Origin of the sequence: Pontibacter rugosus (assembly GCF_042678745.1) — a bacterium.
In the GTDB taxonomy this organism is placed as follows: domain Bacteria; phylum Bacteroidota; class Bacteroidia; order Cytophagales; family Hymenobacteraceae; genus Pontibacter; species Pontibacter rugosus.
In genome coordinates this window covers 1-23,953 of record NZ_JBHTLD010000050.1, presented here as the reverse complement: position 1 = coordinate 23,953, position 23,953 = coordinate 1, and the positions used below count along the sequence as shown (strand labels likewise).

18 protein-coding genes and 1 tRNA gene are annotated in these 23,953 nt (G+C 44.1%); 10 read left to right on the top strand and 9 right to left on the bottom strand.

Annotated elements, in window-relative coordinates:
- Nucleotides 1-157 precede the first annotated feature (157 nt).
- The 8 genes from cphA to tsaD all read right to left on the bottom strand — a co-directional run bounded on the left by cphA (nucleotide 158) and on the right by tsaD (nucleotide 9,295).
- On the bottom strand, nucleotides 158-2,785 hold the full coding sequence (gene cphA, locus ACFQ2O_RS07745; RefSeq protein ID WP_377525173.1) for a cyanophycin synthetase: 2,628 nt from the start codon (nucleotides 2,783-2,785) through the stop codon (nucleotides 158-160).
- Between the two features lie 341 nt (nucleotides 2,786-3,126).
- A tRNA-Cys gene (locus ACFQ2O_RS07740) sits at nucleotides 3,127-3,200 on the bottom strand.
- Between the two features lie 260 nt (nucleotides 3,201-3,460).
- Nucleotides 3,461-5,356, bottom strand: coding sequence for a 30S ribosomal protein S1 (gene rpsA / locus ACFQ2O_RS07735; protein WP_377525169.1), 1,896 nt, complete (start codon nucleotides 5,354-5,356; stop codon nucleotides 3,461-3,463).
- A gap of 492 nt (nucleotides 5,357-5,848) precedes the next feature.
- On the bottom strand, nucleotides 5,849-6,352 hold the full coding sequence (locus ACFQ2O_RS07730) for an HNH endonuclease (RefSeq protein WP_377525166.1): 504 nt from the start codon (nucleotides 6,350-6,352) through the stop codon (nucleotides 5,849-5,851).
- Between the two features lie 78 nt (nucleotides 6,353-6,430).
- Nucleotides 6,431-7,207 carry a C40 family peptidase gene (locus tag ACFQ2O_RS07725; RefSeq protein ID WP_377525163.1) on the bottom strand — a complete coding sequence of 259 codons (777 nt, stop codon included), beginning with the start codon at nucleotides 7,205-7,207 and terminating at the stop codon, nucleotides 6,431-6,433.
- A 106-nt stretch (nucleotides 7,208-7,313) separates the two neighbouring features.
- The gene (gene smpB, locus ACFQ2O_RS07720) at nucleotides 7,314-7,784 is read right to left on the bottom strand and encodes an SsrA-binding protein SmpB (protein WP_377525159.1); all 471 of its coding nucleotides are present in this window, start codon (nucleotides 7,782-7,784) and stop codon (nucleotides 7,314-7,316) included.
- The gene (locus tag ACFQ2O_RS07715; RefSeq protein WP_377525156.1) at nucleotides 7,785-8,168 is read right to left on the bottom strand and encodes a thioesterase family protein; all 384 of its coding nucleotides are present in this window, start codon (nucleotides 8,166-8,168) and stop codon (nucleotides 7,785-7,787) included. It lies immediately after the preceding gene.
- 119 nt (nucleotides 8,169-8,287) lie between these two features.
- Complete coding sequence (gene tsaD, locus ACFQ2O_RS07710) at nucleotides 8,288-9,295, bottom strand: tRNA (adenosine(37)-N6)-threonylcarbamoyltransferase complex transferase subunit TsaD (protein ID WP_377525152.1); 1,008 nt, start codon at nucleotides 9,293-9,295, stop codon at nucleotides 8,288-8,290.
- Nucleotides 9,296-9,297: 2 nt separating this feature from the next.
- Here tsaD and ACFQ2O_RS07705 point away from each other — a divergent pair, with 2 nt between their 5' ends.
- From ACFQ2O_RS07705 to ACFQ2O_RS07660, 10 genes are all read left to right on the top strand, one after another.
- A complete protein-coding gene (locus ACFQ2O_RS07705) occupies nucleotides 9,298-13,842 on the top strand; it encodes a translocation/assembly module TamB domain-containing protein (RefSeq protein WP_377525149.1) in 4,545 nt (1,514 codons plus the stop codon).
- Between the two features lie 104 nt (nucleotides 13,843-13,946).
- Nucleotides 13,947-14,843: a cell division protein FtsX gene (locus ACFQ2O_RS07700; RefSeq protein WP_377525145.1), complete on the top strand. Its 897-nt coding sequence runs from the start codon at nucleotides 13,947-13,949 to the stop codon at nucleotides 14,841-14,843.
- Between the two features lie 3 nt (nucleotides 14,844-14,846).
- A complete protein-coding gene (locus tag ACFQ2O_RS07695) occupies nucleotides 14,847-15,065 on the top strand; it encodes a DUF3098 domain-containing protein (RefSeq protein WP_377525142.1) in 219 nt (72 codons plus the stop codon).
- On the top strand, nucleotides 15,066-15,899 hold the full coding sequence (locus tag ACFQ2O_RS07690) for an undecaprenyl-diphosphate phosphatase (RefSeq protein WP_377525139.1): 834 nt from the start codon (nucleotides 15,066-15,068) through the stop codon (nucleotides 15,897-15,899). It begins immediately after the preceding gene.
- A 2-nt stretch (nucleotides 15,900-15,901) separates the two neighbouring features.
- Nucleotides 15,902-16,600 (top strand): tRNA pseudouridine(55) synthase TruB, encoded by a 699-nt coding sequence (gene truB, locus ACFQ2O_RS07685; RefSeq protein ID WP_377525136.1) that lies wholly within the window; start codon nucleotides 15,902-15,904, stop codon nucleotides 16,598-16,600.
- Entirely contained in the window at nucleotides 16,584-17,516 is a 933-nt protein-coding gene (locus ACFQ2O_RS07680) for a bifunctional riboflavin kinase/FAD synthetase (protein WP_377525133.1), read from the top strand. The genes truB and ACFQ2O_RS07680 overlap by 17 nt, the downstream gene beginning before the upstream one ends.
- Before the next feature lie 234 nt (nucleotides 17,517-17,750).
- On the top strand, nucleotides 17,751-19,628 hold the full coding sequence (locus ACFQ2O_RS07675) for a DUF389 domain-containing protein (RefSeq protein WP_377525130.1): 1,878 nt from the start codon (nucleotides 17,751-17,753) through the stop codon (nucleotides 19,626-19,628).
- Between the two features lie 135 nt (nucleotides 19,629-19,763).
- Complete coding sequence (locus tag ACFQ2O_RS07670; protein ID WP_377525126.1) at nucleotides 19,764-20,462, top strand: CoA transferase subunit A; 699 nt, start codon at nucleotides 19,764-19,766, stop codon at nucleotides 20,460-20,462.
- A gap of 18 nt (nucleotides 20,463-20,480) precedes the next feature.
- A complete protein-coding gene (locus ACFQ2O_RS07665; RefSeq protein ID WP_377525123.1) occupies nucleotides 20,481-21,137 on the top strand; it encodes a 3-oxoacid CoA-transferase subunit B in 657 nt (218 codons plus the stop codon).
- A gap of 169 nt (nucleotides 21,138-21,306) precedes the next feature.
- Nucleotides 21,307-22,857 (top strand): GNAT family N-acetyltransferase, encoded by a 1,551-nt coding sequence (locus ACFQ2O_RS07660; protein ID WP_377525119.1) that lies wholly within the window; start codon nucleotides 21,307-21,309, stop codon nucleotides 22,855-22,857.
- 76 nt (nucleotides 22,858-22,933) lie between these two features.
- On the opposite strand, the gene ACFQ2O_RS07655 is transcribed toward ACFQ2O_RS07660, so the two are convergent.
- A complete protein-coding gene (locus tag ACFQ2O_RS07655) occupies nucleotides 22,934-23,824 on the bottom strand; it encodes a chain length determinant protein (RefSeq protein ID WP_377525116.1) in 891 nt (296 codons plus the stop codon).
- Nucleotides 23,825-23,953 lie beyond the last annotated feature (129 nt).

Below are 23,953 nucleotides of genomic sequence, written 5' to 3'. Positions count from 1 at the left end.
GTCGGTTAAATCGCTTGGGTAAGTCATAAGTCTGCAAACTTTTATTACCCAACAACCGACACCTGCTTTTTTACTCAACTAAATCAAAACAGCCTCTTAGGCAGGGGCTTTAGTCCATCGTTCACATTTTAATTATTTTAACGCTGCTGCCAGCGCTTTATTCTATCATTACCTTACGGTCTTGAATAACTTTAAAGCTTTCGACCATTTTCACTGATTCTTCTATTTCTTCAGTAAAGATGGCAATAAAAGAACCTGCTTCGGCATGCTCCAGCGCATAAGCAATAGCACTCATTTCAGAGGGAATAACATGCACGGGTTTGGCAGGAGCAGTATCTTCTAAACCCTCCAATAACGGCCCGGTTATCTCTTCTGCTGTCTTACCCCTTAAGTCTGCATCTAACCGAACAATTATTTCATCGAATACCTCTCCTGCCACACAACCCATCTCATAGAAATCTTCTTTACGACGATCTCCTACAGCAGCAACAATCCCAACTTTCTTGTTCACCTCCAATGCATTGATGTAATCTCCAATCGATTTTAGTCCTCCCACGTTGTGAGCATAGTCAACAAGCACCTCAAATTCCGGAAACTTAAACAGATTCATGCGGCCAGGTGTTTTACTAGGAGATGGAATAAAGGTTCGGAATGCGGTTTTAATGTCCTCTACATCTATATGCGACACATAACCTGCCAAGGTAGCTGCCAAAATGTTTTCGATGTTAAACCTGGCCTTGCCTCCAAAAGTAAGTGGAATATCAGCCACTCGGTCTATCCTGATTTTATAGCTGTTCTTGAAGAGGGAGATATACCCGTTTTCGAACACAGCCGCTAACCCACCTTTAGCTATATGCTTTAAAATGCGCGGGTTTTCCTCATCCATACTGAAAAAGGCCACATTGCATTTTACTTCCTGCGCCATAGCATACACTAGATCATCATCTGCATTCAAAATTGCATAACCATCTTTGCGAACGCTTTTTGGAATAACAGCCTTCACCTTAGCCAGTTCTTCTACCGTATGTATATCACGCAGACCTAAATGATCAGAGCTGACATTTGTTACAATGCCCACATCACATTGCTCGAAACCTAAGCCGGAACGCAACAACCCTCCGCGTGCACACTCCAGCACAGCAAAGTTTACGGTAGGGTCTTTAAGGACAAACTCTGCACTGTAGGATCCTGTTGTATCTCCTTTTTCCAGTAGCTTATCCTGCACATAAATACCATCTGTAGTAGTATAGCCAACCTGGTAGCCTTTATGCTTTACCATGTGGGCAATCAGACGTGTAGTAGTGGTTTTACCGTTGGTTCCCGTCACCGCTACAATAGGTATGCGTGCAGGCTTAGGATGCGGGAAAAGCATATCAATTACAGGCTCTGCCACGTTTCTTGGTAGCCCATAGGTAGGAGAAATATGCATCCTGAAACCTGGGGCAGCATTCACCTCTAGTACGGCTCCTCTGGCCTCATTTAACGGAATGGCAATATCAGTAGTCATCACATCTATACCGCATATATCGAGGCCAATCAAGCCAGCTATACGCTCAGCCATTAATATGTTGTACGGATGAATGAGGTCTGTTACATCTGTTGCAGTGCCACCTGTACTTATATTGGCCGTACTCTTCAAGTATAAAACCTCTCCTGCAGGCAATACAGACTTTGTTGTCAGGTTTTGCTTTTTGAGTAGATCAAGTGTATGCTTATCAATATGTATTCGGGTGAGTGCTTTTTCGTGCCCAATTCCACGCCTTGGGTCTTTGTTTTCCTTATCAATCAGCTGTTTTATGGTAGAACATCCATCTCCTGTTACCATAGCGGGTGTACGTTTAGCAGCAGCTATAAATTTACCGTTAATCACCAAAAGCCTGAAGTCAAACCCTTCAATAAACTGCTCCACCATCACTCCCTGAGAGAACTTCTGAGCCTCTGCAAAGCCTTTCTGTGCATCTTTGAAGTTAGCTATGTTGATGGTAGCCCCTTTGCCATGGTTGCCATCTAAAGGCTTTATCACCAACGGGAAGCCTAACCAACTGATGGTTTGCTTCAGTTCTTCGGCTGCATAGATGGTTGTTCCTTTCGGAACAGGTATACCTGCATCTTCCAGAATGTCTTTTGTAGCCTTTTTGTCCCCTGCTATTTCCACGGCGAAACAAGCAGTTTGGGAGGTCATGGTGGCCTGTATACGCTTCTGGTTTACACCATAGCCCAACTGAATGAGCGAGTGCCGGTTGAGTCTAATGTAAGGTATACCTCTGCTGCTTGCCTCAGAAACAATCGAGAAGGTGCTGGGACCAAAATATTCATCTTCCCTTATTTCGTGCAGTCGGTTTACATCATCGGTTATACTTACTTTTTCTCCTGCCAGTAAGGCTTTTGTTAACCTTACAGCTGCATAAGCTGCATGTTCTCCAGCTCGCTCTTCCTGGTAAGAAAACACGACCATCATGTGGTCCTCTTCATGTGCAGGATAGCTTCGGCCGTAGCTGCTTTCCATACCTGCCATTGTTTGCAGCGCAAGCGCCACATGCTGTACCACATGGCCAAATGTTATACCTTCTTCTAGTTGATGAAAGAACCCTTCACCCTCCTTCTCATCCGCTCTGTGGCTCTCTAACACTGGCAGCAACTTTTTCAGCCTTGAGGAGAAGGAAGGGATGTTGTTCGTACTTTTATGGCTTAGCCCTTCCAGGTCTAACTTAATAACAATGAGTTTGGGGTGCTTAACTGACCAATAGTTTGGCCCGCGCATTACGCGCAAATCTATGATCTTCATGTGTTGGAATTCGCTGTGCAAGCTATGCGTTTTCTATCAGATACAGTTTCTGCCTTCTGCTATCCTATTCTTTTAGGCGATATGATACGATTGCTGTGCAATTTTTGGTGCTCTTTTTAGGTTCGGTTCTGGCACTTCTTTAATCAAAAAGCTTGAAGGCTATACTTCATCATTAAGCCAAAAGTGGCTTAGTACTGGTGAGTACGAATTATGATATCAAAAGATTAGAGGAAGAAAAGAATTATTCCCCTCCTGATTGAATAAGAAGATAAGTATAGAATGGAGAAACGAATAAGAAAAGTGGGTACAAAAAAACCCTGCTAAGAAATCTTAGCAGGGTTTGGAGGTAACGAGCGGATTCGAACCGCTGTAGCAGCTTTTGCAGAGCTGAGCCTAGCCACTCGGCCACGTTACCGTGTTAATCGATTGGAGTGCAAATATACACATAGAAATATGCCTGGCAAACTTTATAGGCATATTTTTCGGTTATTTCTATTACAGTACCAGCTATAGTTTGAGTTACAGCTAGTTAAATTATACTTGAATTCAGTTTAACATACTTAACACTCTCCTGGATAGTTGTGGACACCAAAACAGCAAGCCCTGCCCTGTGCTATATAAACAAAAAAGCCCCGGATTACTCCGGGGCTTTCTTTTATAGAACAAGCTTATGGATTAAGCATTGTTTTCTTCAGAAGATTCAGATGCGTTGTCATCGCTATCACCGTCCTGCGTTTTCTTTGCAGCAGCAGCTTCTAACTTCTTAACACCAGCTTCTTTCTCATTCTCCAGCATTTGCTCTTTCAGAGCAGATAATGCATCCAGGTCACCTAGGGTAGACTTATCAGCATCTTTCTGAACTTTAGGCGCAGAAGCTTTTTCTTTCTTCTCAGCACCAGCAGCAGGCTTCTTCGTAGCTCTTGCAGTTCTGGTAGCCTCTACTTCAGAATGAGAAGCAGTGTGCGAAAGGATGATCTTACGATCTTCTTTAGAGAATTCAGTTACTCTGAAGTCAAGTGACTCACCTACTTCAACCTGAGATCCGTCTTCTTTTGCTAAGCCTTTAGGGAAAGCAAAACCTTCGATGCCATAAGGCAACTCAAGTACAGCGCCTCTGTCTGATTTCTCAAGTACAGTAGCTTTGTGTACAGAACCAATGTTGAATACAGACTCAAACGTATCCCAAGGGTTTTCTTCAAGCTGCTTGTGGCCTAATGCAAGTCTTCTGTTAGGAACATCAAGCTCCAGAACAACTACATCCAGGTTATCACCAACTTTCACGAACTCAGATGGGTGTTTAATTTTCTTAGTCCAAGAAAGGTCAGATACGTGTACAAGACCGTCAACACCTTCTTCAAGTTCTAAGAACAGGCCGAAGTTAGTCAGGTTACGAACGATGCCAGTGTGCTTCGTGCCTACTGCATACTTCGTTAACACATTTTCTTTGTTCCAAGGATCTTCGGTAAGCTGCTTAATGCCCAAAGACATCTTGCGCTCCTGACGGTCCATTGTCAGAACAACTGCTTCAACCTCGTCGCCTTGCTTGATGAAGTCTTGTGGGTTACGCAGGTGCTGAGACCAAGACATTTCAGAAACGTGGATCAGGCCTTCAACTCCTGGCATAAGCTCAAGGAATGCGCCGTAATCAGCCACGTTAACGATTTTACCTTTAACTCTTGAACCAACTTCAATCTCAGCTGGAAGAGCATCCCACGGATGTGGCGTAAGCTGCTTCATACCAAGAGAGATACGCTTCTTGTCTTCATCGAAGTCAAGAACTACCACGTTTACTTTCTGGTCAAGGTTTAATACTTCTTCTGGGTGGTTGATACGTCCCCATGAAATATCTGTGATGTGAAGCAGACCGTCTACGCCACCAAGGTCGATGAACACACCGAAGTTTGTCATGTTCTTGATAACACCTTCCAGAACCTGTCCTTTTTCAAGGTTGTTCAGGATAGCGGCACGCTGCTGCTCAAGATCTTTCTCGATAAGCACTTTGTGAGATACAACCACGTTATCGAAAGCAGCGTTGATTTTCACAACTTTTACTTCCATCTGCTTGCCAACAAATACGTCGAAGTCACGGATTGGCTTCACGTCGATTTGTGAACCTGGCAAGAAGGCTTCCACACCATGGATATCCATGATAAGACCACCTTTGGTTCTTCTCTTAACAACACCCTCCAGAACTTTGTCGTTCTCAAGTGCATCATAGATTTTAGCCCAGGCGCTAACGATTTTCGCTTTCTTGCGAGACAAGATAAGCTGACCATTAGGATCTTCCTGATCTTCAATAAATACTTCTACCTGGTCACCAGGCTTCAGGTTTGGCATATCTCTGAATTCAGAGGCAGACACCAATCCGTCAGATTTGAAACCGATGTTAAGAATTACGTCACGGTCAGTAACGGCAACAACGGTTCCAGTAACAACCTCCTGCTCCTGTACGGTAGTCAGGGTGTCGTCATACATTTGTTCCATTTCGGCTTTCTCTGCTTTGCTGTAACCAGCACCGAAACCCTGAGACTCAAACTTGTCCCAGTCGAAATTTTCTGGAGAATTACTCATATTGTTTTTTCTGCTCTTGCGTAGCCACCGACCTAGAGCAATAAGCCGGTTTGGTTTAGTTTTACAACTCCCGCAAATTTTAGTACGGGCTCATTCACCTGAATGAACTGCAAAAGTAAGAATTTTCCTGATAAAAAACCACTCGTATTTAATAATGTATGCACGTGTTGGTAATCTACAGCTTGCAGCAAGCAAATCATCTCTAATTATTAGTAACCAGCAACTTGCAGCATAAAAAGACAGATTAGTTATTTAATAACAAGTCAGTTCAAGTAGATGTGGTTCTGCAAGTAGTATGAGTGCGCTAGAAAAGGAAATTGAAAGTATACTTACGGAAGAAGCATGTTTACTTAAGAAAGGAAAGGCTAAGAGCAACATTAGCGCAAAAAAGCATTTTATGTTAAAGTGAACACATCACTTCATGCCACAAGCATTTGATTAGCTTAAACTTAAACACATATAGCTAAATTTATTAGCAACACTCATCAACTCTTAATACTCCATACCCAGGTATACACGCCAGTCTTTATTGCCAGGATTCACGTGCAACTGCAGAAAGCTTTTTAGCGATGGGCGGACAGGTTTTCGGAGCAGCTTCAGACCTGCCTCTTCAGGCGTCCGGTCTCCTTTGCGTGAGTTGCATCGCGAGCAGGCTGTTACCAGGTTTTGCCACTTGGTCTCTCCTCCCCTGCAGCGAGGTAACAGATGATCTAGAGTGAGATTTTTAACAGATCCACAATATTGGCAACTGTAGTTGTCGCGCCGCAAAACATTATGTCTACTGAGAGATATTCCAAAATAAGGAACATGCACGTAATTTTGTAGCCTTATCACAGAAGGCACCGGGTAGGCGGCGCTAATGGAGTGCAAAAATTCACCGTCGGATCGGGTTACCATTTCTGCTTTATCCAGGTACACCAACAGAAATGCTTTGTGCACAGAGCAAACCGCAATAGCGTTAAAATCTTGGTTCAGGATGAGTACTTTATCTTTCATAGCCAATTTCATGACTTACGCATAGCTTCTACGGAATTAACCGCCACAGTATACGTAAGTTATAGGAAATCAGCAGTTTTAGAAAGAAATTCTCTTGATGATGCGTAAGTTGTGGGTATAGCGCATCAGATCATTATTGAAAATACCATTATGATCGAGTTTGTCTATTCGAACCTCACCATGCGCATGTATGATTTTCTGCTCTTCCATCACAATGCCTACGTGAACGATGCGCCCTTCCGCATTGGAAAAAAATGCCAGATCTCCTGGCTGTGCCTGGGTTACGAAATGCACCTCTTCCCCATGTAGCACTTGCTGATAAGCATCCCGCGGCAACTGATAGCCACAAATGCCAAATACCTGCTGCGTAAAGCCTGAGCAGTCGATACCAAAAACCGACTTTCCTCCCCATAAATAAGGAAACTTAAGGAAACAAGTGGCTAACGCTGTCAAGTGTGCTGTGGTAACGGCATCTGAGATTGCAGAGGACCTCCCGCTGTATGCAAGAAATGAGTCGTTTATACGTACGTTCTGACCGTCAAAGAAAGGAAGGTAGCTACCAATACCCACCGGGATTTGCACCTCTTGCTGCTGCACAAAACCAAGTATGTCCAGCACACGCGGATGCTTTGCCTGTAGCCACTCCTGATAGTATGTTTCTGAAACGGGTGTGTGTTGTTTATAGTCAATCCACCCACGATAACCGTCTGTAGTGAGTTGCAGACAAAGCCAGTTTCCTTCCTTTGCTACTACTTCATAGCACTCACCAAACAGCAATTGTGTAACAATTTCAGCTTTGTCAGATGTCTCGGCACGCATTGGCACCACACTTAGCATACCTATCCCGTATTCCACCTTGATTTATTTTTGAATGAGCGATTATTGAATAACTGAATAAATATTGACTGAACGTTGAGCTATACTATTACTCACTTATTCGCTCTATCAGAACTCAAATATATTAATAGCCGCTGCGGTCAAGCTCGCGTTTCACATCTTTTTCTTTTATATCCTGGCGCTTGTCATACAGCTTCTTACCCTTCGCAAGTGCAATCTCTACTTTAGCAAAACCACGATCACTTATAAAGACACGGGTAGGGATAATGGTTACCCCCTGCTCCTCTGATTTTGACTCCAGCTTGCTAAGCTCAGATTTCTTTAGAAGCAGCTTTCGGGTTCTAACGGGCTCATGGTTAAAGTGCGTGCCTTCTGTATAAGTAGATATATGCACGTTATGGAGCCACAATTCACCATTGGTAAACACACAATAGCCATCCTGCATGTTCACCTTACCCTCACGAATAGATTTTATCTCCGTTCCTTTCAGCATCACGCCAGCCGTATACTTATCTATGAACTGATATTCAAAGGAAGCTTTCCGGTTAACGATGTTCACATGTTTCTTTATTCTGTCTTTCTCTTGCTTTGCCATTTATACTTTGTTCGGTGCCAAAATTTTGGCAAGTTTTTCTTTTTTTAAAATTTTCTGTCCCGTTTCTCCATCTGCCACCAGGCGCTCCCCCACACGAGCCACATAAGAACATACAACCTCATGCCCATCCTGCTTGACTAAGGAAGCAGTAATCACCACCTGTTCCCCCTCAAAAGCAGGAGCTTTATGATTGATGCTTAAAAAAGTACCTATACCTTCTTCATCTTCGGCTTTCATATCCAGCACAAACAGCCTACCCGCCCACTCTGCTGCCTGCGCAAGCGAAAAAGTAGAACACACAGCATGCACCAGTCCATCATCAAACTGAGCAAAATCTGCTGCCGTTACGAGTTTAACATAGGTACGGGTGTCTCCGGTTTTCATTATTGCTGCTCTTGTTTCACTTTAAAGCATTCTCAGCTTTCGGATGTATATTTTCAATTATCAGCAGACACAACATCCATTCATACAAGCTGAGAAACTTATCTTCTAGCAGATTCTGCTCAAATTTTTAATCGTGGCTCCGGGCTCACATACTGGCTTGCAAAATCGCCTTTAAGATACTGGTAGTGAGCAGCTATAGCAATCATACCTGCATTATCAGTGCAATACTGAAAGGCTGGGATATACACATTCCAGTTATACTTAGCGGCGTACTCCTGCAGTGTTCTACGCAGTCCTGAATTAGCTGACACTCCTCCTGCTATGGCAATTTCCTTCACGCCTAGTTCTTTCGAAGCCAAAACCACCTTCTTCAATAAGGTCTTGATAAGGGTTTTCTGTACGCTGGCACAAATATCGGCTATGTTCTCCTGTACGAAGGCTGCATCATTCTTCGTTTTATCTCTGAGGAAGTATAAAACCGAAGTTTTGATGCCGCTAAAAGAGTAATTGTAGGCAGGCATATTGCCTACCGGAAACTCAAATGCTTTTGGATTACCCTGGGCAGCCATTTTATCGAGCATTGGCCCACCGGGGTAAGGTAGGCCCAGCATTTTGGCGGTTTTGTCAAAGGCTTCTCCCACCGCATCGTCGGTGGTCTGCCCAATAACTTCCATGTCCAGGTGATCCTTTACAAGCACTATCTGTGTATGGCCGCCACTAACCGTTAAACATAGGAACGGAAATTGCGGTTTAGGATCATCAATGAAGTGAGCCAGAATATGGGCCTGCATGTGGTTTACATCTATCAAAGGTATATTTAAACCTAATGCGAAAGACTTGGCAAAGGAGCTGCCAACAAGCAACGCACCTAAAAGCCCTGGTCCACGTGTAAAGGCAACGGCATTTAGCTCACTTTTATTTACATTTGCCTGAAGCAGGGCCTGCGCAACCACCGGTATGATATTTTGCTGGTGCGCTCTGGAAGCTAGCTCAGGAACTACACCGCCATATTGTTCGTGTACGGCTTGTGTGTTAACTATATTAGATAAAACCTTGCCCCCACGGATTACCGCGGCTGAGGTTTCGTCGCAAGAAGATTCAATTGCTAAGATTGTAGGTTCAGTCATCTTTGGAAAAGGAACAGTCAACAAATTACTTCAAAGTTATAGGAAAAGCTATTCTAAAAATAGTTTTGGGGCTATTCCTGTTCCTTTTGCTGCTGTTTGCAGCCGTTTTTGTCGCCATCCGATTTCCTTCGGTGCAGACAAAGGTGGCGCAGCGCGTGGCAGCCTATCTCTCTGAAGCCACGCAGCACCAGGTAAGTATAGGCCGGGTAGATATAGAGTTTTTCAGCAATGTAGTGCTTGAGCAATTACTAGTGCAGGACAGCCGCGACAATGAGCTGGTATACGTGGGGCGTGTAGAAGCTGATATAGCAGCGTTTTCTTTGCTCGACTTAAGTACGCTGAATATCAACACACTTGAATTACAGAATCCCCGCGCCAACCTTGTACAATATGCGGGCAGCGATACGCTTAACTTGAGCAGCTTTATTAATGCATTAGGCGACTTATTTGTAAAAGACACCACAAAACCTTCTGAGCCGTTCAACTTTCAGCTGGGCGAGCTGATCATCAAAAACGGTGAGTTCACCTACGATGACTTTAATGATACGGCCACAACGTATGGCATGAATTACAGCCATCTTAGTTTTAAGAAACTGAATGGCCGCTTCAATCAAATTGAGCTGGAAGATACGATGAAGGTAAACATCACGGATCTGTCAGCGATAGAAACACGATCCAATACGCTACTGCACAACCTGGACACCCGCATGACCTTTGCCCCAACATTTTGGGAGTGGGATGCACTGGATCTGCAAATCAACAAAAGTAACCTCAGGCATTATGTCCGTTTCGACTACAATACCTTTAGCAACTTCACCTCTTTTATTGATAGCGTAAGTATAACGGCTAGTTTAGAGGATTCCAGGGTATACTCCCAGGATATTGCTGTTTTTGCGCCACAACTCCAGGAATATGAAGAGAACCTACAGGTAAATACCCTTAACCTGAAAGGATTGGTAAGTGATTTTTCGGCCACGAACCTGGATATTGAATATGGCCAGCATACCCATTTAGTAGGCGCCATAAGTGCAGATGGATTACCGAACTTCAAGGAAACTTTTGCAAACCTGCGCCTGAAACCTTCCACCATCAACGCCAGAGATTTGCGCCAGTTTCTGCCGCAGGAGGCTTATACTATTGCCGCACGGTTAGGAACAGTCACCTTAGATGGCCGGTTTCTCGGCTTCTATAATGACTTTGTGAGTAACGGAGAGTTCAGCACTGCATTAGGCAAGGTAAAGTCAGATATCAACCTGAAAATAGACGACAACACACGTGGCTCCTCTTATAGCGGCTTTGTTACCACCAACGGCTTTAACCTGGGCAGGCTCTTAGATGTAGAAAATCAGTTTAAAACCATTTCAATGAGCGGGCGCCTGGAAGGCTCAGGCTTTACACTCAACGATGCCAATGTAAAGGTGAACCTGGATGTAGCACAACTTCAGCTACTCGGGTATAACTACCGCAACATCAGCGCGAACGGCCGCTTAAACCACCAGGTTTTCACTGGTGAAGTTGCCATCGACGATCCAAACCTTGTATTTACAGCAAGCGGTGAAGTTAACCTTCGGGAGCAAAAGCAGGCTTTTAATATGGTGGCAGATTTGGAGCGCATTAACTTACAGGCTTTAAAACTAACAGAGGAGCCGCTTATTATCAGTGCAGAAGCTAAGCTTGATTTTAAAGGGTTAGCTTTAGATGATTTTGAAGGGACAGCGCAATTTGATAGTGCCTATGTCAGCTATAAAGGAAACAGATTGCCAATTGATTCTGTATTCATCAATTCAGAAATAACGGAAGGGAAACGCAGTTTATACTTGTCTTCGGACCTGTTGGCACTCCGGGTGAATGGCGATTTTGACTATACCACGCTCATAGAAGACCTGAAAACCCTGGCACAAGAATATCGCTTAAACTTCGAAAGTGATGAAGCAGCCACCACAGCCTACTATAGCCGCAAACCCACAGTGGCAGCCAAAGAATATGCCGTGCGCTACGATCTATACTTAAAGCACATCAATCCACTCATCGAGTTGTTTGCCCCTGAACTGGCTATATCCGATTTCTCGAAGGTGGAGGGCTCTTTCCGTTACGGCAATACTGCCATACTAGAGCTCTTTGCGGATATAGATACTATACTATATGATGAGTATAGGTTGTTCGGAAATGTAATAGAGTTGAATACCTCTAAGCTGCAGCAGAACCCGGATGTACTGGCGGCAGCTTTATTTACTTCTCAACGGCAGGAGCTGCCAAGCGTGGGAAACACCCAGAATTTCTTTGTAGAAGGTATCTGGAGCGAGCGCACCATTGACTTCTCGGCAAGTGTAAGGCAACCAGAGCAAAGCAACCGGGCACTGATAACCGGTGACTTGAACTTTCTACCAAACCAGATTCAGGTTGTTTTTGATGAATCGAACATAACACTGCAAAAAAACCCTTGGGCCTTTGTGCCAGGCAATACCATTTACATCAGCGAGGGCGGGCGCAGACTTGAATTTGAAAACTTTGCACTTACCAACCAGCAACAGCGCATCCGGGCTGAGGGCACAGTGTCAGACGATCCGGACAGCCGCCTGATGCTAAACGTGGAGAATTTCAACCTGAACAACCTGAACCCGCTGATCTCGATGACCATTGCCGGTGAGCTAACGGCTGAAATGGTGGTACAGGATTTTTATGACGAGGCAAAGTTCAATGCCGCCATGCGTGTTGATTCTTTTTATCTGGACCAGGTTTTTATCGGAAATATAGTAGGAAAAACTGATTGGCTGAAGGCACAGCAAAAAGCTTCGGTTGATGTAAGCATAGAGCGCGAAGGCAAAAAAGTGCTAACGGTCACGGGCAATTACAATCCTTCGGCGAAGGAAGACCAACTGGATATGCTAGCCGTTATGGATCAGGCAAACATCAAACTGGCCGAACCTATTTTGCGCGGATTGTTTTCTGATCTTCGGGGAGAAATGGAAGGCCGCATACGTATACTTGGCAGGCTCGACTATCCTATCTTAAAAGGCTCTGTAATGGTCACGAATGGGCAGTTTACCTTTGACTACCTCAATACGACCTACCGCTTTGCTGACAGGATTTACTTTGGGCCAAACAGCATTAGTTTCAGAAATGCCCAGCTACAGGATATCTTTGGGAATAAAGCCACAGTAAATGGAGGTATCGCTCATGATGGCTTCCAGAATATGGTGATAGACATGGAAGCCAGATACCGTAATTTTATGGTGCTGAACACCACCGACAGCCAGAACGAACTTTTCTATGGCACAGCCTTCGCTACGGGCACAGCTAGTGTGTTGGGCCCAGTAGAAAACCTTCAGGTAAATATAGATGCACAAAGCGAGCAAAACACCCGTATTGTGCTACCGCTGGATAATCAGACGGATGTAGCACGCAAAGACTTTATTAGGTTCGTCAACCGAAATCAAACAGATAGCACAGGAGTAGCCGTAGCCGTAGAAGACCAGCAAGTTGACCTTTCAGGCATTAACCTGGACTTTAACCTGGACGTGACAGACGATGCTTATTTCGAAATAATCATTGACCGCACAACTGGCGACGTTATCAGGGGGTCAGGGAACGGAGATATACAGATGACCATCGATACTCGGGGTGATTTTAACATGTATGGCAGCTTTGAGATTACACAGGGAGCTTACAACCTGAACCTGCTGGAAGGGCTGGTTACACGCGAATTCAAAATCACTCCCGGTGGCACCATCACCTGGAACGGAGACCCAACCGCAGGCTTAATGGATATTACGGCTACTTATACGCAATTGGCCTCTCTTAATGGCCTGTTGCCCGGCGTAGATGTGTCAGGACGCTATCCGGTTATAGCTTTGATTGAACTAAACGGCTCCCTGCTCACCCCACAAATTGATCTGGGATTAAATTTTGAGCAGCTGCCACAGGAAGTACAAACACAGCTTTACTCGCTGATCAACTCTATAAAAAGCGATGCCAGTGAATTGAACAGGCAAGTATTTAGCTTGTTGGTACTACAGCGTTTATCGCCTCAGGGCACCCTGGCTTTCGATAGCAGTGTGGGGGCAGGTGCTGTAGGCGGTAGCTTGGGAAGCCTTTTATCAAGCCAGTTAAATAACTTCTTTAGCAGTATAGACAGCAACCTGGAGATCGATATTGGATTAGGTGATATCAGCCGGGACGCGCTTTCAGCATTGCAGGTGCGCCTAAGCTATACGTTCTTGAAAGGACGACTGCGGGTGACAAATGAATCAGGTTTTAATAGTGCTGATGATGCTGGCGATGGCTCCTCCTCCTATGTTGGCGACTGGACCCTGGATTACTATATTTCCCGTACAGGTGAGCTAAGAGGACGCCTGGAGTATAACTCCACTCCTAACATCTATACGGGCCGTATTACACAGAGCCAAAGTATAAGTATACTGCACACCAAACGGTTTGATAGTTTTAAAGAGCTGTTCGACAGCGAAAGGCGGCAACGCAGGCGCGAGCAACAGGAACAGGAACGAGACCGGATTATACTTGACTCAGACCCGCGTATGCAACTTTAAATTAAAAGCCTGCCTCTATCAAGGCAGGCTTTTTTAGGCAGCAGGCAAACCATCCTCTGCATATTTGAAATATATTCCTAATTTTGTGATGGAAGGCAAAAGGTATGGCTACGAAAGTAAAACACGTAAAGAAGAAAAAACTAGGGAATTACCCGCACACCATGGTGGTGTTCAGCATTACGCTGGCGCTTTTTGTGATAGGTGTGTTCGGGTTACTGCTCATACACGCCGGAAAGCTATCTGAGAAGGTAAAAGAAAGCTTGGAAATGCAGGTATACCTGGATCGAAACCTGACGGAAGTACAGCTGGTGCGCCTCCAAAAGACCTTTGCCTCCAAAGAGTTTGTAGCTTACAGCAATGATACCGCACAGGTACGTTTTGTCTCTAAAGAAGATGGTGCCAAAGCCTTTCTGGATGAAACCGGCGAAGATTTCATGGAGTTTCTGGGAGACAATCCTTTACGGGATGCCTATGTGCTGAGAATCGATGCCGACCACTCCAGCTCCGCCATGCTCAAAAGTATAAAAGTTGATTTAGAATCTGTAGATGGTGTACATGAAGTGCAGTATGTGGAGAGCCTGATAGAGTCCATTAATGAAAATATTCAAAAGATCAGCATTATACTGCTGGGTTTTGCAGCCATACTTGTACTGGTTGTTACTATCCTGATTAACAACACCATAAAGCTTGCTTTGTACTCGCAGCGGTTCCTGATCAGAAGTATGCAACTGGTGGGCGCTACCTCATTTTTTATTCAGCGCCCGTTCCTGAACCGGGCTGCCTGGCAAGGAATTATGAGCGGCATTATAGCATCTGCCCTGCTTTTTGCGTTAATGCAATATGCTTACTCAGAAATAACAGAATTACAGCTGTTACGCAACGATGAGCAGACGTATATATTAATGGCTGCCTTAGTGGTAATCGGGCTTGTGATTGGTTTTATGAGCTCATACAGAGCCATACGTAAATATTTAGGCATGTCTTTAGACGAATTATACTAACTAATGGAAGAAAACAGAAACAAGCTTGCTTTCGGCAAAAAGAACTACAGCCTGATGCTGACGGGCATTGCGCTCCTGATTTTAGGCTTTGTCATCATGTCGCTTGATACGGAGCAGTATGGATTAGGCTTTATGGGAATCACCCTTGGCCCCTTGGTAGTATTGGCAGGTTTTGCCGTGGAATTTTTCGCCATTATGGCTAAAGACAAAAAGCAGGATTAAATGAGTGTATGGCAGGCTATTATTTTAGCCATAGTTGAAGGATTGACAGAGTTCCTGCCCGTTTCGTCTACGGGGCACATGATTATCGCTTCCAGCCTAATGGGCATTAATGAACTCCCTATTACAAAGATTTTTGAAGTTAATATTCAGTTCGGAACCATACTCTCTGTAGTAGTGCTATATTGGCGCCGCTTTTTGCAAAGCTTTGAGTTCTATAAAAAACTTCTGATTGCCTTTATCCCAGCAGTTGTATTTGGACTTGCCTTCAAAGACATTGTGGATGCTATGCTTGAAAGTGTAATGGTAACGGCAGTGATGCTGGTACTTGGCGGTATCGTTCTCTTGTTTGTAGATAAGTGGTTCCGTAACTCCAAAGACGAACATATCACTTATAAAAACGCGGTTGTAATAGGCTTATTTCAATGCATTGCCATGATACCCGGGGTATCGCGCTCGGCAGCTTCTATTATAGGAGGTTTGTCGCAAGGGGTGGATAGAAAGACCGCAGCAGAATTCTCCTTCTTTCTTGCTGTGCCTACCATGCTGGCCGCTGCCGCTTATAAGTTTGTCGAAGACTTACTGAAGCTGGAAATTTCTGATGTCATCAAATTAGACATGGATAAGATCCAGAACAGCTTTGCAGCAATACACCCTGAAGATATCAAACTGCTACTGATTGGTAATGTAGTAGGATTTATTGTGGCCATGCTGGCTATACGCTTCTTCATCGATTTTCTGACGAAGTATGGCTTTAAGGTATTTGGCTATTACAGAATAGCACTCGGCGTAGTGTTGCTGACACTATTAGCCATGGGCTTCGAACTAACGGTATAATTATGCAATACGATTTTGCCGCTGGCGAAATACTCCTCCTCAATAAGCCGCTCGACTGGACATCCTTCGACGTGGTGAAGAAAGTACGCAATACTATTCGGGTAAAAAAGGTTGGGCACGCCGGCACCTTAGATCCGTTGGCTACTGGCCTCCTCATACTTTGCACCGGTAAATTCACGAAGCGTATTGATGAAATTCAGGGGCAGGAGAAGGAGTATACCGGTATCATACGTTTAGGTGAAATCACACCTTCTTATGATCGTGAAACAGAGGTAACTGAAACCCATGACACGAGCCATCTTACAGAAGCTGACATTAAAGCTGCTGCTCAAACCTTTGTAGGCACTATAGAACAAATACCACCCATATACTCTGCTGTGCAGGTAGACGGGAAACGTGCTTACGATTTAGCCCGCAAAGGCAAAGCTGTGGATTTAAAGCCAAGGACTATTACAATTCAGGCATTCGACATTACAAGTATAAACGGCCCTGAACTAGAGTTCAGGGTGGTGTGCAGCAAGGGTACCTATATCCGTAGCCTGGCACATGATCTAGGGCAGCAACTGGGTGTTGGCGGGCACTTGTCTAAGTTAGAACGCACCCGCATTGGCGCCTACAAACTAGAAGATGCTCTAACAATTGACGATATTATAGCGATAAGAAAGAAACAGCTGGAGGAAGCGGATGAAAGTAATTCGTGATATAGCTGATTTTCCCCAGTTGAATCATGCTGTTGTTACCAGCGGCACATTTGACGGGGTACACGTAGGGCATCAGAAGATACTGCGCCGCGTGCTGGAGCGCGCACGGCAAAGTGGCGGGCAAAGTGTCGTTATCACGTATTGGCCTCACCCCCGCCTGGTTCTTTTCCCGGAAGATAATGACTTACAGCTACTCTCTACCATTGATGAACGCATTGAGCATTTACACACGTTTGGTATAGATTACCTTCTGATTATACCTTTCACAAAAGAGTTTTCACGCACTACCTCACGCACCTTTATCACGGATATACTAGTGCGCGCTATCAATACCAAAGTGTTGATTATTGGTTATGACCACCGCTTTGGTAAAAACAGAGAAGGAAGCTTTGAGCACCTGAAAGCACGCTCAGCACAATATGGATTTGAGGTAGAGGAAATACCACGCGAAGACGTGGACGACATTGGCGTAAGCTCAACCAAAATCCGCAGAGCACTGGAAAGCGGTGATATAGAAACGGCTAACCGATACCTGGGCCGAAACTACAGTATTACCTCTGTAGTGGAAGAAGGCCAGAAGTTAGGCCGCACCATTGGCTATCCTACAGCAAACATGGCCTTGCCTCCGGCGCATAAACTTATACCAGGCAATGGGGTGTATGCTGTTTGGGCAATTGTAAATGAAGACCGCTTTCCCGCTATGATGAATATTGGTGTCAGGCCAACTGTAAACGGGAAAAGCCTGACCATAGAAGTACATATCCTCCAGTATAGCGGCGACCTCTATGGCCAGACTTTAACCGTTGAGTTTGTAGATCAACTCCGCAAAGAACGTAAGTTTGATGGCTTGGAAGCGTTAAAAGATCAATTAGGAAAAGACAAAGAAGCAACTGAACAGTTATTACGTCAAGTATAAACTGCCTCTGCGAAGGTACTAAAGGTAAAGCGGCTACTATATAGCCGCTTTTTTTTGTTGATTAAAATAAAAAAGTCCTTAAGAGGTAGCTAACCAGATTTGCCTGCCGTATAGTGACTTGCCAAAGCTGCTGTACATCTGTTGGTATAAGGAACTGAAGCCCCACATTTCTTGATACTTTTATTCGAAGAGATAACTGCAAGCACCAAACTAATCCTTTACTGGTAATACTACATGGATTTAATTACGCTTATTTATGACCCGTTAGAAGAAAAGACGGTACATGAGAAAATAATACCGGCTTTCAAAGATTACACTATCGATCCTGTTCCATATCATACTTCTAAAAAAAACATGCTCCCAGACAGCAGGGTCATCACTTATCTAAATGATGACATGCTAGCTGAATTGGTTGCGCTCGTGATCAATAAAAACTGCACCTTAGGTATACTTCCACACCCCATGATGAAAGAGGCCAGGCAAGGGTATGGCATAGCAGCAAATATGGCACAGGCTATAGAAGATATAGTGGTAGCTGATAAACCTCTTAAAGCTGATTTGCTTTTGTGCAATGGGAGGCCTGTTTTCAATAAAGTAGTTATAGGAGACAGCCTGAGCCTGATTGCAGGCAGTGTGGCTAAAAGTAGTTTTCTAGGCGCTCTAGAAAAAGTTGGGAGAGTATTCACAAAATCTCAAACTTATATACCGCAGGCATTTACGATTACAAGTGATAACAAGCCGCCACTCAAAACAGCAGCACTTGGAATTATAGCTGTTCTGCACGGTAAGAGTAATATTTTAGCAAGGCAGCTACTGAAAGACTCTTATATAAATGATGGCCGGATGCACAGCCTCGTGCTAGCTCCTAAAAGTATAACACAGCTAATCAAGTTTTACATAAAGTCAACTTTTGATACAACCAAAGACACCAAGCTGCCTTCATTCATTGGACACATTAAGTCCAGAGCCATGATTATTGATAGCCCTGAGCCATTTGATTATGCGCAAGATAATATTTTGATGAGTGCCAAAGGCCTTGAACTGCAGGTGCTGGAAGACGCATATAACATTATACCTGGCCGAAATTTAAATGTTGAAGTGCAGACAGGCGAACCAACCGAAGTATACAGGGTAACCAAACTTCCTAAAGGCGAAACTTATTTGCAGGAGATTGTAGCCAAACCCTTGTCCTGGATTTACCATGCCTCGACTGATGAGTTCAGGGATTTATTTGTAACGCTTCGGGAAAACGCTAAAGCAACCAGTCCTTATCTGACTTTGATGGTGCTATCCACGCTGCTGGCAACCTTGGGGCTGTTTTCAAACTCCTCCCCTGTTATCATCGGTGCTATGATTCTGGCTCCACTTATGGCGCCAATCATCTCCATGTCAATGGGGGTACTGCGGCAAGATAAGAAGTTAACAATGGGAAGTGCCAAAACAATTGGTCTTGGCCTGCTGCTAAGTTACCTGGCTGCCATCCTGTTAACCCTGGTCACGCCGTTGCAAACCATAAACGGAGAAATAATGGCCCGAATAAGGCCAAACTTATTGGATCTGGGTGTTGCTATACTTTCGGGTATAGCCGGCGCCTATGCACATGCCCGTAAAGAGATTGCAAAGACATTGGCAGGTGTTGCCATTGCCGTGGCCCTGGTACCTCCTTTGTCTGTTTCAGGAATAGGAATTGGTTGGGGTGACTGGGAGGTGTTCTCTGGTGCGCTCCTACTGTTTACGACCAACCTTACAGGTATCATTCTGGCAGGATCCTGCACCTTTATGATACTTGGGTTTAGCCCTTTTCACCTGGCTAGAAAAGGGCTGCTTATATCTTTATTCATAGTTATACTTGTAAGTGTGCCTCTTGGCTTGGGATTTATGACTATGGTGCGCGAAAATAACATCATGCGCTCTTTAAATGATTATAAAGTTGATGACATAGTTGTAAGGGATGTTTCTGTTTTAAGAGGCGGCAACCCAATGGTGCTGGATGTAAGGCTCGTTTCTGATAAAGTCATCAGTAATAAGGATTTATTACGGGTAAAACAGTCAATAGCCAGGAAAGTTGGCAGAGATGTACAGTTGGAAATTACCATCAGCACCAAGAGGTGAGTCTGCCATACTTCAGGAGCAGTTGTTAGCATCAACATGGACAATGCTGCTTCGCCTGAAAGCTAAAAACGGACCGCTGAATTTCGATATGCCTCTTTTTATATATAACTTACCTCAACAAACTGGTTAAAAACTATGATAAATAAAACTGTAGAAAACGCGCAGGAGGCGCTTAAAGGTGTGCAGGATGGCATGACACTCATGCTGGGTGGATTCGGCCTCTGCGGCATTCCTGAAAATTCAATCCAAGAACTTCTTCGTTTGGGAGTAAAAGACCTTACTTGCATTTCTAATAATGCTGGAGTAGATGATTTCGGTATCGGACTTCTGTTACAGCAGCACCAGGTAAAAAAAATGATCTCAAGCTATGTTGGTGAGAACGCAGAATTTGAGCGCCAGCTGTTAAGTGGAGAATTGGAAGTTGACCTAATTCCGCAAGGCACTTTAGCAGAGCGCATACGTGCCGGAGGTGCCGGTGTCCCAGCATTTTTTACTCCTGCAGGTTATGGCACCGAAGTAGGCGAAGGCAAAGAAAGTCGTGAGTTTAACGGCAAAATGTACTTGATGGAAAGTTGGCTTAAAGCAGATTTTTCCTTTGTAAAAGCCTGGAAAGGAGATACTGCCGGTAACCTTATCTATAAAGGAACAGCACGCAATTTTAACCCTATGATGGCAGCAGCCGGTAAAATAACGGTAGCCGAAGTAGAAGAGTTGGTGCCTGCCGGAGAACTAGACCCGAACATGATTCATACACCGGGTATTTATGTGCAGCGCATTTTCCAGGGCGACAAGTATGAGAAGCGCATTGAGCAGCGCACTGTTAAACAGGCTTAATTTGTAAAAGAAAGACGCATGGCTTTAGATAAACACGGAATAGCAAAACGCATCGCAAAAGAAGTACAAAACGGCATGTACGTAAACCTGGGTATTGGAATTCCTACTTTAGTAGCGAACTATATACCAGAAGGCATTGAAGTGGTGCTTCAGTCTGAAAACGGCCTGTTGGGCATGGGACCCTTCCCTACCGAAGAACAGGTAGATGCCGATATGATTAACGCAGGTAAGCAAACGATCACGACGTTACCAGGTTCAGCCATCTTCAGTTCTGCTGAAAGCTTTGGCATGATAAGAGGAGAACATGTGCACCTTACCATACTTGGGGCCATGGAAGTGTCTGAAACAGGTGATATTGCTAACTGGAAAATTCCAGGCAAAATGGTGAAAGGCATGGGGGGAGCCATGGATTTAGTAGCATCGGCCAAAAACATAATAGTGGCTATGCAGCACACCGCCCGTGATGGCTCTTCTAAGCTGCTAAAAGACTGTACTCTGCCAATAACTGGGGTAAAATGCGTAAAGAAAATTGTAACAGACTTAGCTGTGCTGGAAGTAGTAGACGGAGGCTTTAAGCTGTTGGAAAGAGCTCCTGGTGTAAGCGTAGAGGAAATAATAGCCGCAACTGCAGGCAAACTTCTTGTAGAAGGCGAGATACCCGAAATAGAAGCTTAATCCAGCAACAGATGAGTTGATAACGAAAAAAGCGCAGTATTGAACTGTGCTTTTTTCGTTATTTTTGTATGAAAGCGCCTACTACACCTGGTGTACTTTCAGAATATCATATCAAATCTATACTTGTTTCACGTATACACAGCAACAAGTATTACCACATTCTTAAATTATGAGTGAAAAAGAAGAAACAAGTTTTGAACATAGATTGCTGCTGCGACAGCTGGAGCTAAAAGATTACAAAGAGGTAAAGGAAATTATGGAGCGGGTTTACTCCAGCATTGATGGCGCCTGGACCCGTAAAGAATTTTCTAACCTGCTCAAGAAATTTCCGGATGGTCAGATTTGTATAGAGGATAATGGCCGTGTTGTTGCCGCCGCTTTGAGTCTGGTACTGGATTATGATGCGTATGGGGATAAACATACCTACGATCAGATTATTGACAAAGGCAGTTTCAAAACACATGATCCTGAAGGAGATACACTGTATGGTATAGATGTGTTTGTCGACCCTGAATACCGTAACCTTCGGCTGGGTCGCCGCCTTTACGATGCCCGTAAAGAAATTTGCGAAAAGCTGAACCTGCGCGGCATTATTGCTGGTGGCCGCATACCTGGTTATAAAGACTATGCTGACACGCTCACACCAGCCAAATACATTGAAATGGTGCGCAACAAAGAGCTTTCTGACCCGGTGCTTTCGTTTCAGCTGAGCAATGGCTTCCACGTACGTCGTATCTTAAAAGGCTATCTACCCGACGACACTGATTCACGTGCCTATGCTACTCTGTTGGAGTGGATAAATGTGTACTTTGAGGAAAAAGAGAAGCTTATCGGGGGCAATAAGTCTGTTGTACGAATCGGTATTGTGCAGTGGCAAATGCGCGCTGTAAAAGACCTCGACGATTTTATGCAGCAGGTAGAGTTTTTTGTTGATACTGTTTCCTCTTACAAATCAGATATCGTTGTATTCCCTGAATTCTTCAATGCTCCTTTGATGGCTCTTACGAACGAAGAATCACCATCTGAAGCAATTAGAAGTATGGCAGAATATACTACTGAGATTCGCGAGCGCATGATTCACCTGGCTCTCTCCTACAACATTAACATTGTTGCGGGAAGTATGCCAGAATACTACGACAACAAATTATACAACGTAAGTTACCTTTGCCGACGCGATGGTACGTACGATGCGCAGTATAAATTACACGTTACCCCTGACGAGTCTCATTACTGGGGTATGCGCGGAGGCCACAAACTTAAAATATTCGATACAGATATTGGCAAAATTGGCATCCTGATCTGCTATGATGTGGAGTTCCCTGAACTGGCGCGTATGCTCTCGGATATGGACATGAAAATCCTTTTTGTGCCTTTCTGGACAGATACAAAAAACGCTTACCTCCGCGTAAGGCTTTGCTCTCAGGCACGTGCCATCGAGAACGAATGCTACGTGGCTATTACAGGTAGCGTAGGTAACCTGCCAAGAGTAGAAAACATGGACATCCAGTACTCTCAATCTGCTGTCTTCTCCCCTTCTGACTTTGCCTTTCCGCATGATGCTGTAATTGCAGAGGCCACACCAAACACAGAAATGACGCTTATTGCTGACCTGGACTTGGATTTACTGAAGGATCTTAACACAGCCGGTAGCGTACGTAACCTGAAAGACCGTAGAAGAGACTTGTATAACCTGCATTGGGTAGCCAGGAAAGATGAATAAGCTGCATGCTCTTTGAGCATAAAAAAAAGGGGCCGCTGCTAAAGTATAGCAGCGGCCCCTTTTAAAATAAAACGCGCTATAGTGCGCTTCTGTTTCGCTTCTTACTTTCTAATATTAAAGCTAGTATAGTTCCAATTAAAAAGGCCACAAAACCTCCAGTCACTAAATACTTCATCAAAATTGGTCCTGAAGGATGCAATCGTGGAGTGAAACCAGTAATAACTTCCACGTTATCCAACTGTTCAAGGTCAGCTTCTAACTCCACCTGATGCTCATACATCGTTACGCTCTCTCTATATAAATTAGTAGGATCGATGGGTTGACCATACACAAAACCGTTTACAGGGCCTTTAGGAGTTCCAACAGTGGTTTTTATACTATCTATAGATGCTATCTCTCCTTTTAATCTTGATATCATACTGGAGACCTGTCGTTGTTTAATTAGCTTCTGTTTCGTGAAGAAGCGATTGCTTTCTAAATAATTGACTATTGCTGGCTCCATTACCCCAAAAAGCGTATTATCATAAAGAGCCAATTGTATTTGAAAAGGTGATCCCGTTAATATACTGTCTTCCTCTATCCTATCCCTGTCCAAACTTGTAAAGCTCATCTCCTTGATTTGCTGGGCAGTCTCTACATTTATATCAAGCCTTTCTGCTACTGCACTATAGTTATCCTCTTCAATCATAACTGTGAGGTTATCCAGCTGATTTTCCATAAACTCGTTACGGATATTAGCCAGCATTAGGGTCATAGAGGAGGTGTAGTGTGGCTTAGTAGTATAATGCATGGCATAGCTAATAAGTAATCCAATTGTTATACTTATAATTAGCAAGAGATAATATGCTTTGATTGCATTGATAACCCTGAATATACCTTCTCCTACACCCTTAAACATTCGCTGGAAAGCTAGTAACAAGTTATGAAGATCTACTTCATCAGATTGGGTACTTTTGTTTTCATTCATTTGGTCATCCACGTGTGACAAGTCTATTATTTTGGCAAAGATACATGCTCATTTCGAAATGATTAAAGGATAATTAAAATTAAATGAAATTTGAGTTTTGCTACTTAGCTGCTTACATAAAACACAATA

Coding starts and splice junctions, on each gene's coding strand:
- cphA (WP_377525173.1), bottom strand. CDS start 2,785: ATGAAGATCATAGATTTGCGCGTAATGCGCGGGCCAAACTATTGGTCA.
- rpsA (WP_377525169.1), bottom strand. CDS start 5,356: ATGAGTAATTCTCCAGAAAATTTCGACTGGGACAAGTTTGAGTCTCAG.
- ACFQ2O_RS07730 (WP_377525166.1), bottom strand. CDS start 6,352: ATGAAAGATAAAGTACTCATCCTGAACCAAGATTTTAACGCTATTGCG.
- smpB (WP_377525159.1), bottom strand. CDS start 7,784: ATGGCAAAGCAAGAGAAAGACAGAATAAAGAAACATGTGAACATCGTT.
- ACFQ2O_RS07715 (WP_377525156.1), bottom strand. CDS start 8,168: ATGAAAACCGGAGACACCCGTACCTATGTTAAACTCGTAACGGCAGCA.
- tsaD (WP_377525152.1), bottom strand. CDS start 9,295: ATGACTGAACCTACAATCTTAGCAATTGAATCTTCTTGCGACGAAACC.
- ACFQ2O_RS07700 (WP_377525145.1), top strand. CDS start 13,947: ATGGCTACGAAAGTAAAACACGTAAAGAAGAAAAAACTAGGGAATTAC.
- ACFQ2O_RS07695 (WP_377525142.1), top strand. CDS start 14,847: ATGGAAGAAAACAGAAACAAGCTTGCTTTCGGCAAAAAGAACTACAGC.
- ACFQ2O_RS07690 (WP_377525139.1), top strand. CDS start 15,066: ATGAGTGTATGGCAGGCTATTATTTTAGCCATAGTTGAAGGATTGACA.
- truB (WP_377525136.1), top strand. CDS start 15,902: ATGCAATACGATTTTGCCGCTGGCGAAATACTCCTCCTCAATAAGCCG.
- ACFQ2O_RS07680 (WP_377525133.1), top strand. CDS start 16,584: ATGAAAGTAATTCGTGATATAGCTGATTTTCCCCAGTTGAATCATGCT.
- ACFQ2O_RS07675 (WP_377525130.1), top strand. CDS start 17,751: ATGGATTTAATTACGCTTATTTATGACCCGTTAGAAGAAAAGACGGTA.
- ACFQ2O_RS07670 (WP_377525126.1), top strand. CDS start 19,764: ATGATAAATAAAACTGTAGAAAACGCGCAGGAGGCGCTTAAAGGTGTG.
- ACFQ2O_RS07665 (WP_377525123.1), top strand. CDS start 20,481: ATGGCTTTAGATAAACACGGAATAGCAAAACGCATCGCAAAAGAAGTA.
- ACFQ2O_RS07660 (WP_377525119.1), top strand. CDS start 21,307: ATGAGTGAAAAAGAAGAAACAAGTTTTGAACATAGATTGCTGCTGCGA.
- ACFQ2O_RS07655 (WP_377525116.1), bottom strand. CDS start 23,824: ATGAATGAAAACAAAAGTACCCAATCTGATGAAGTAGATCTTCATAAC.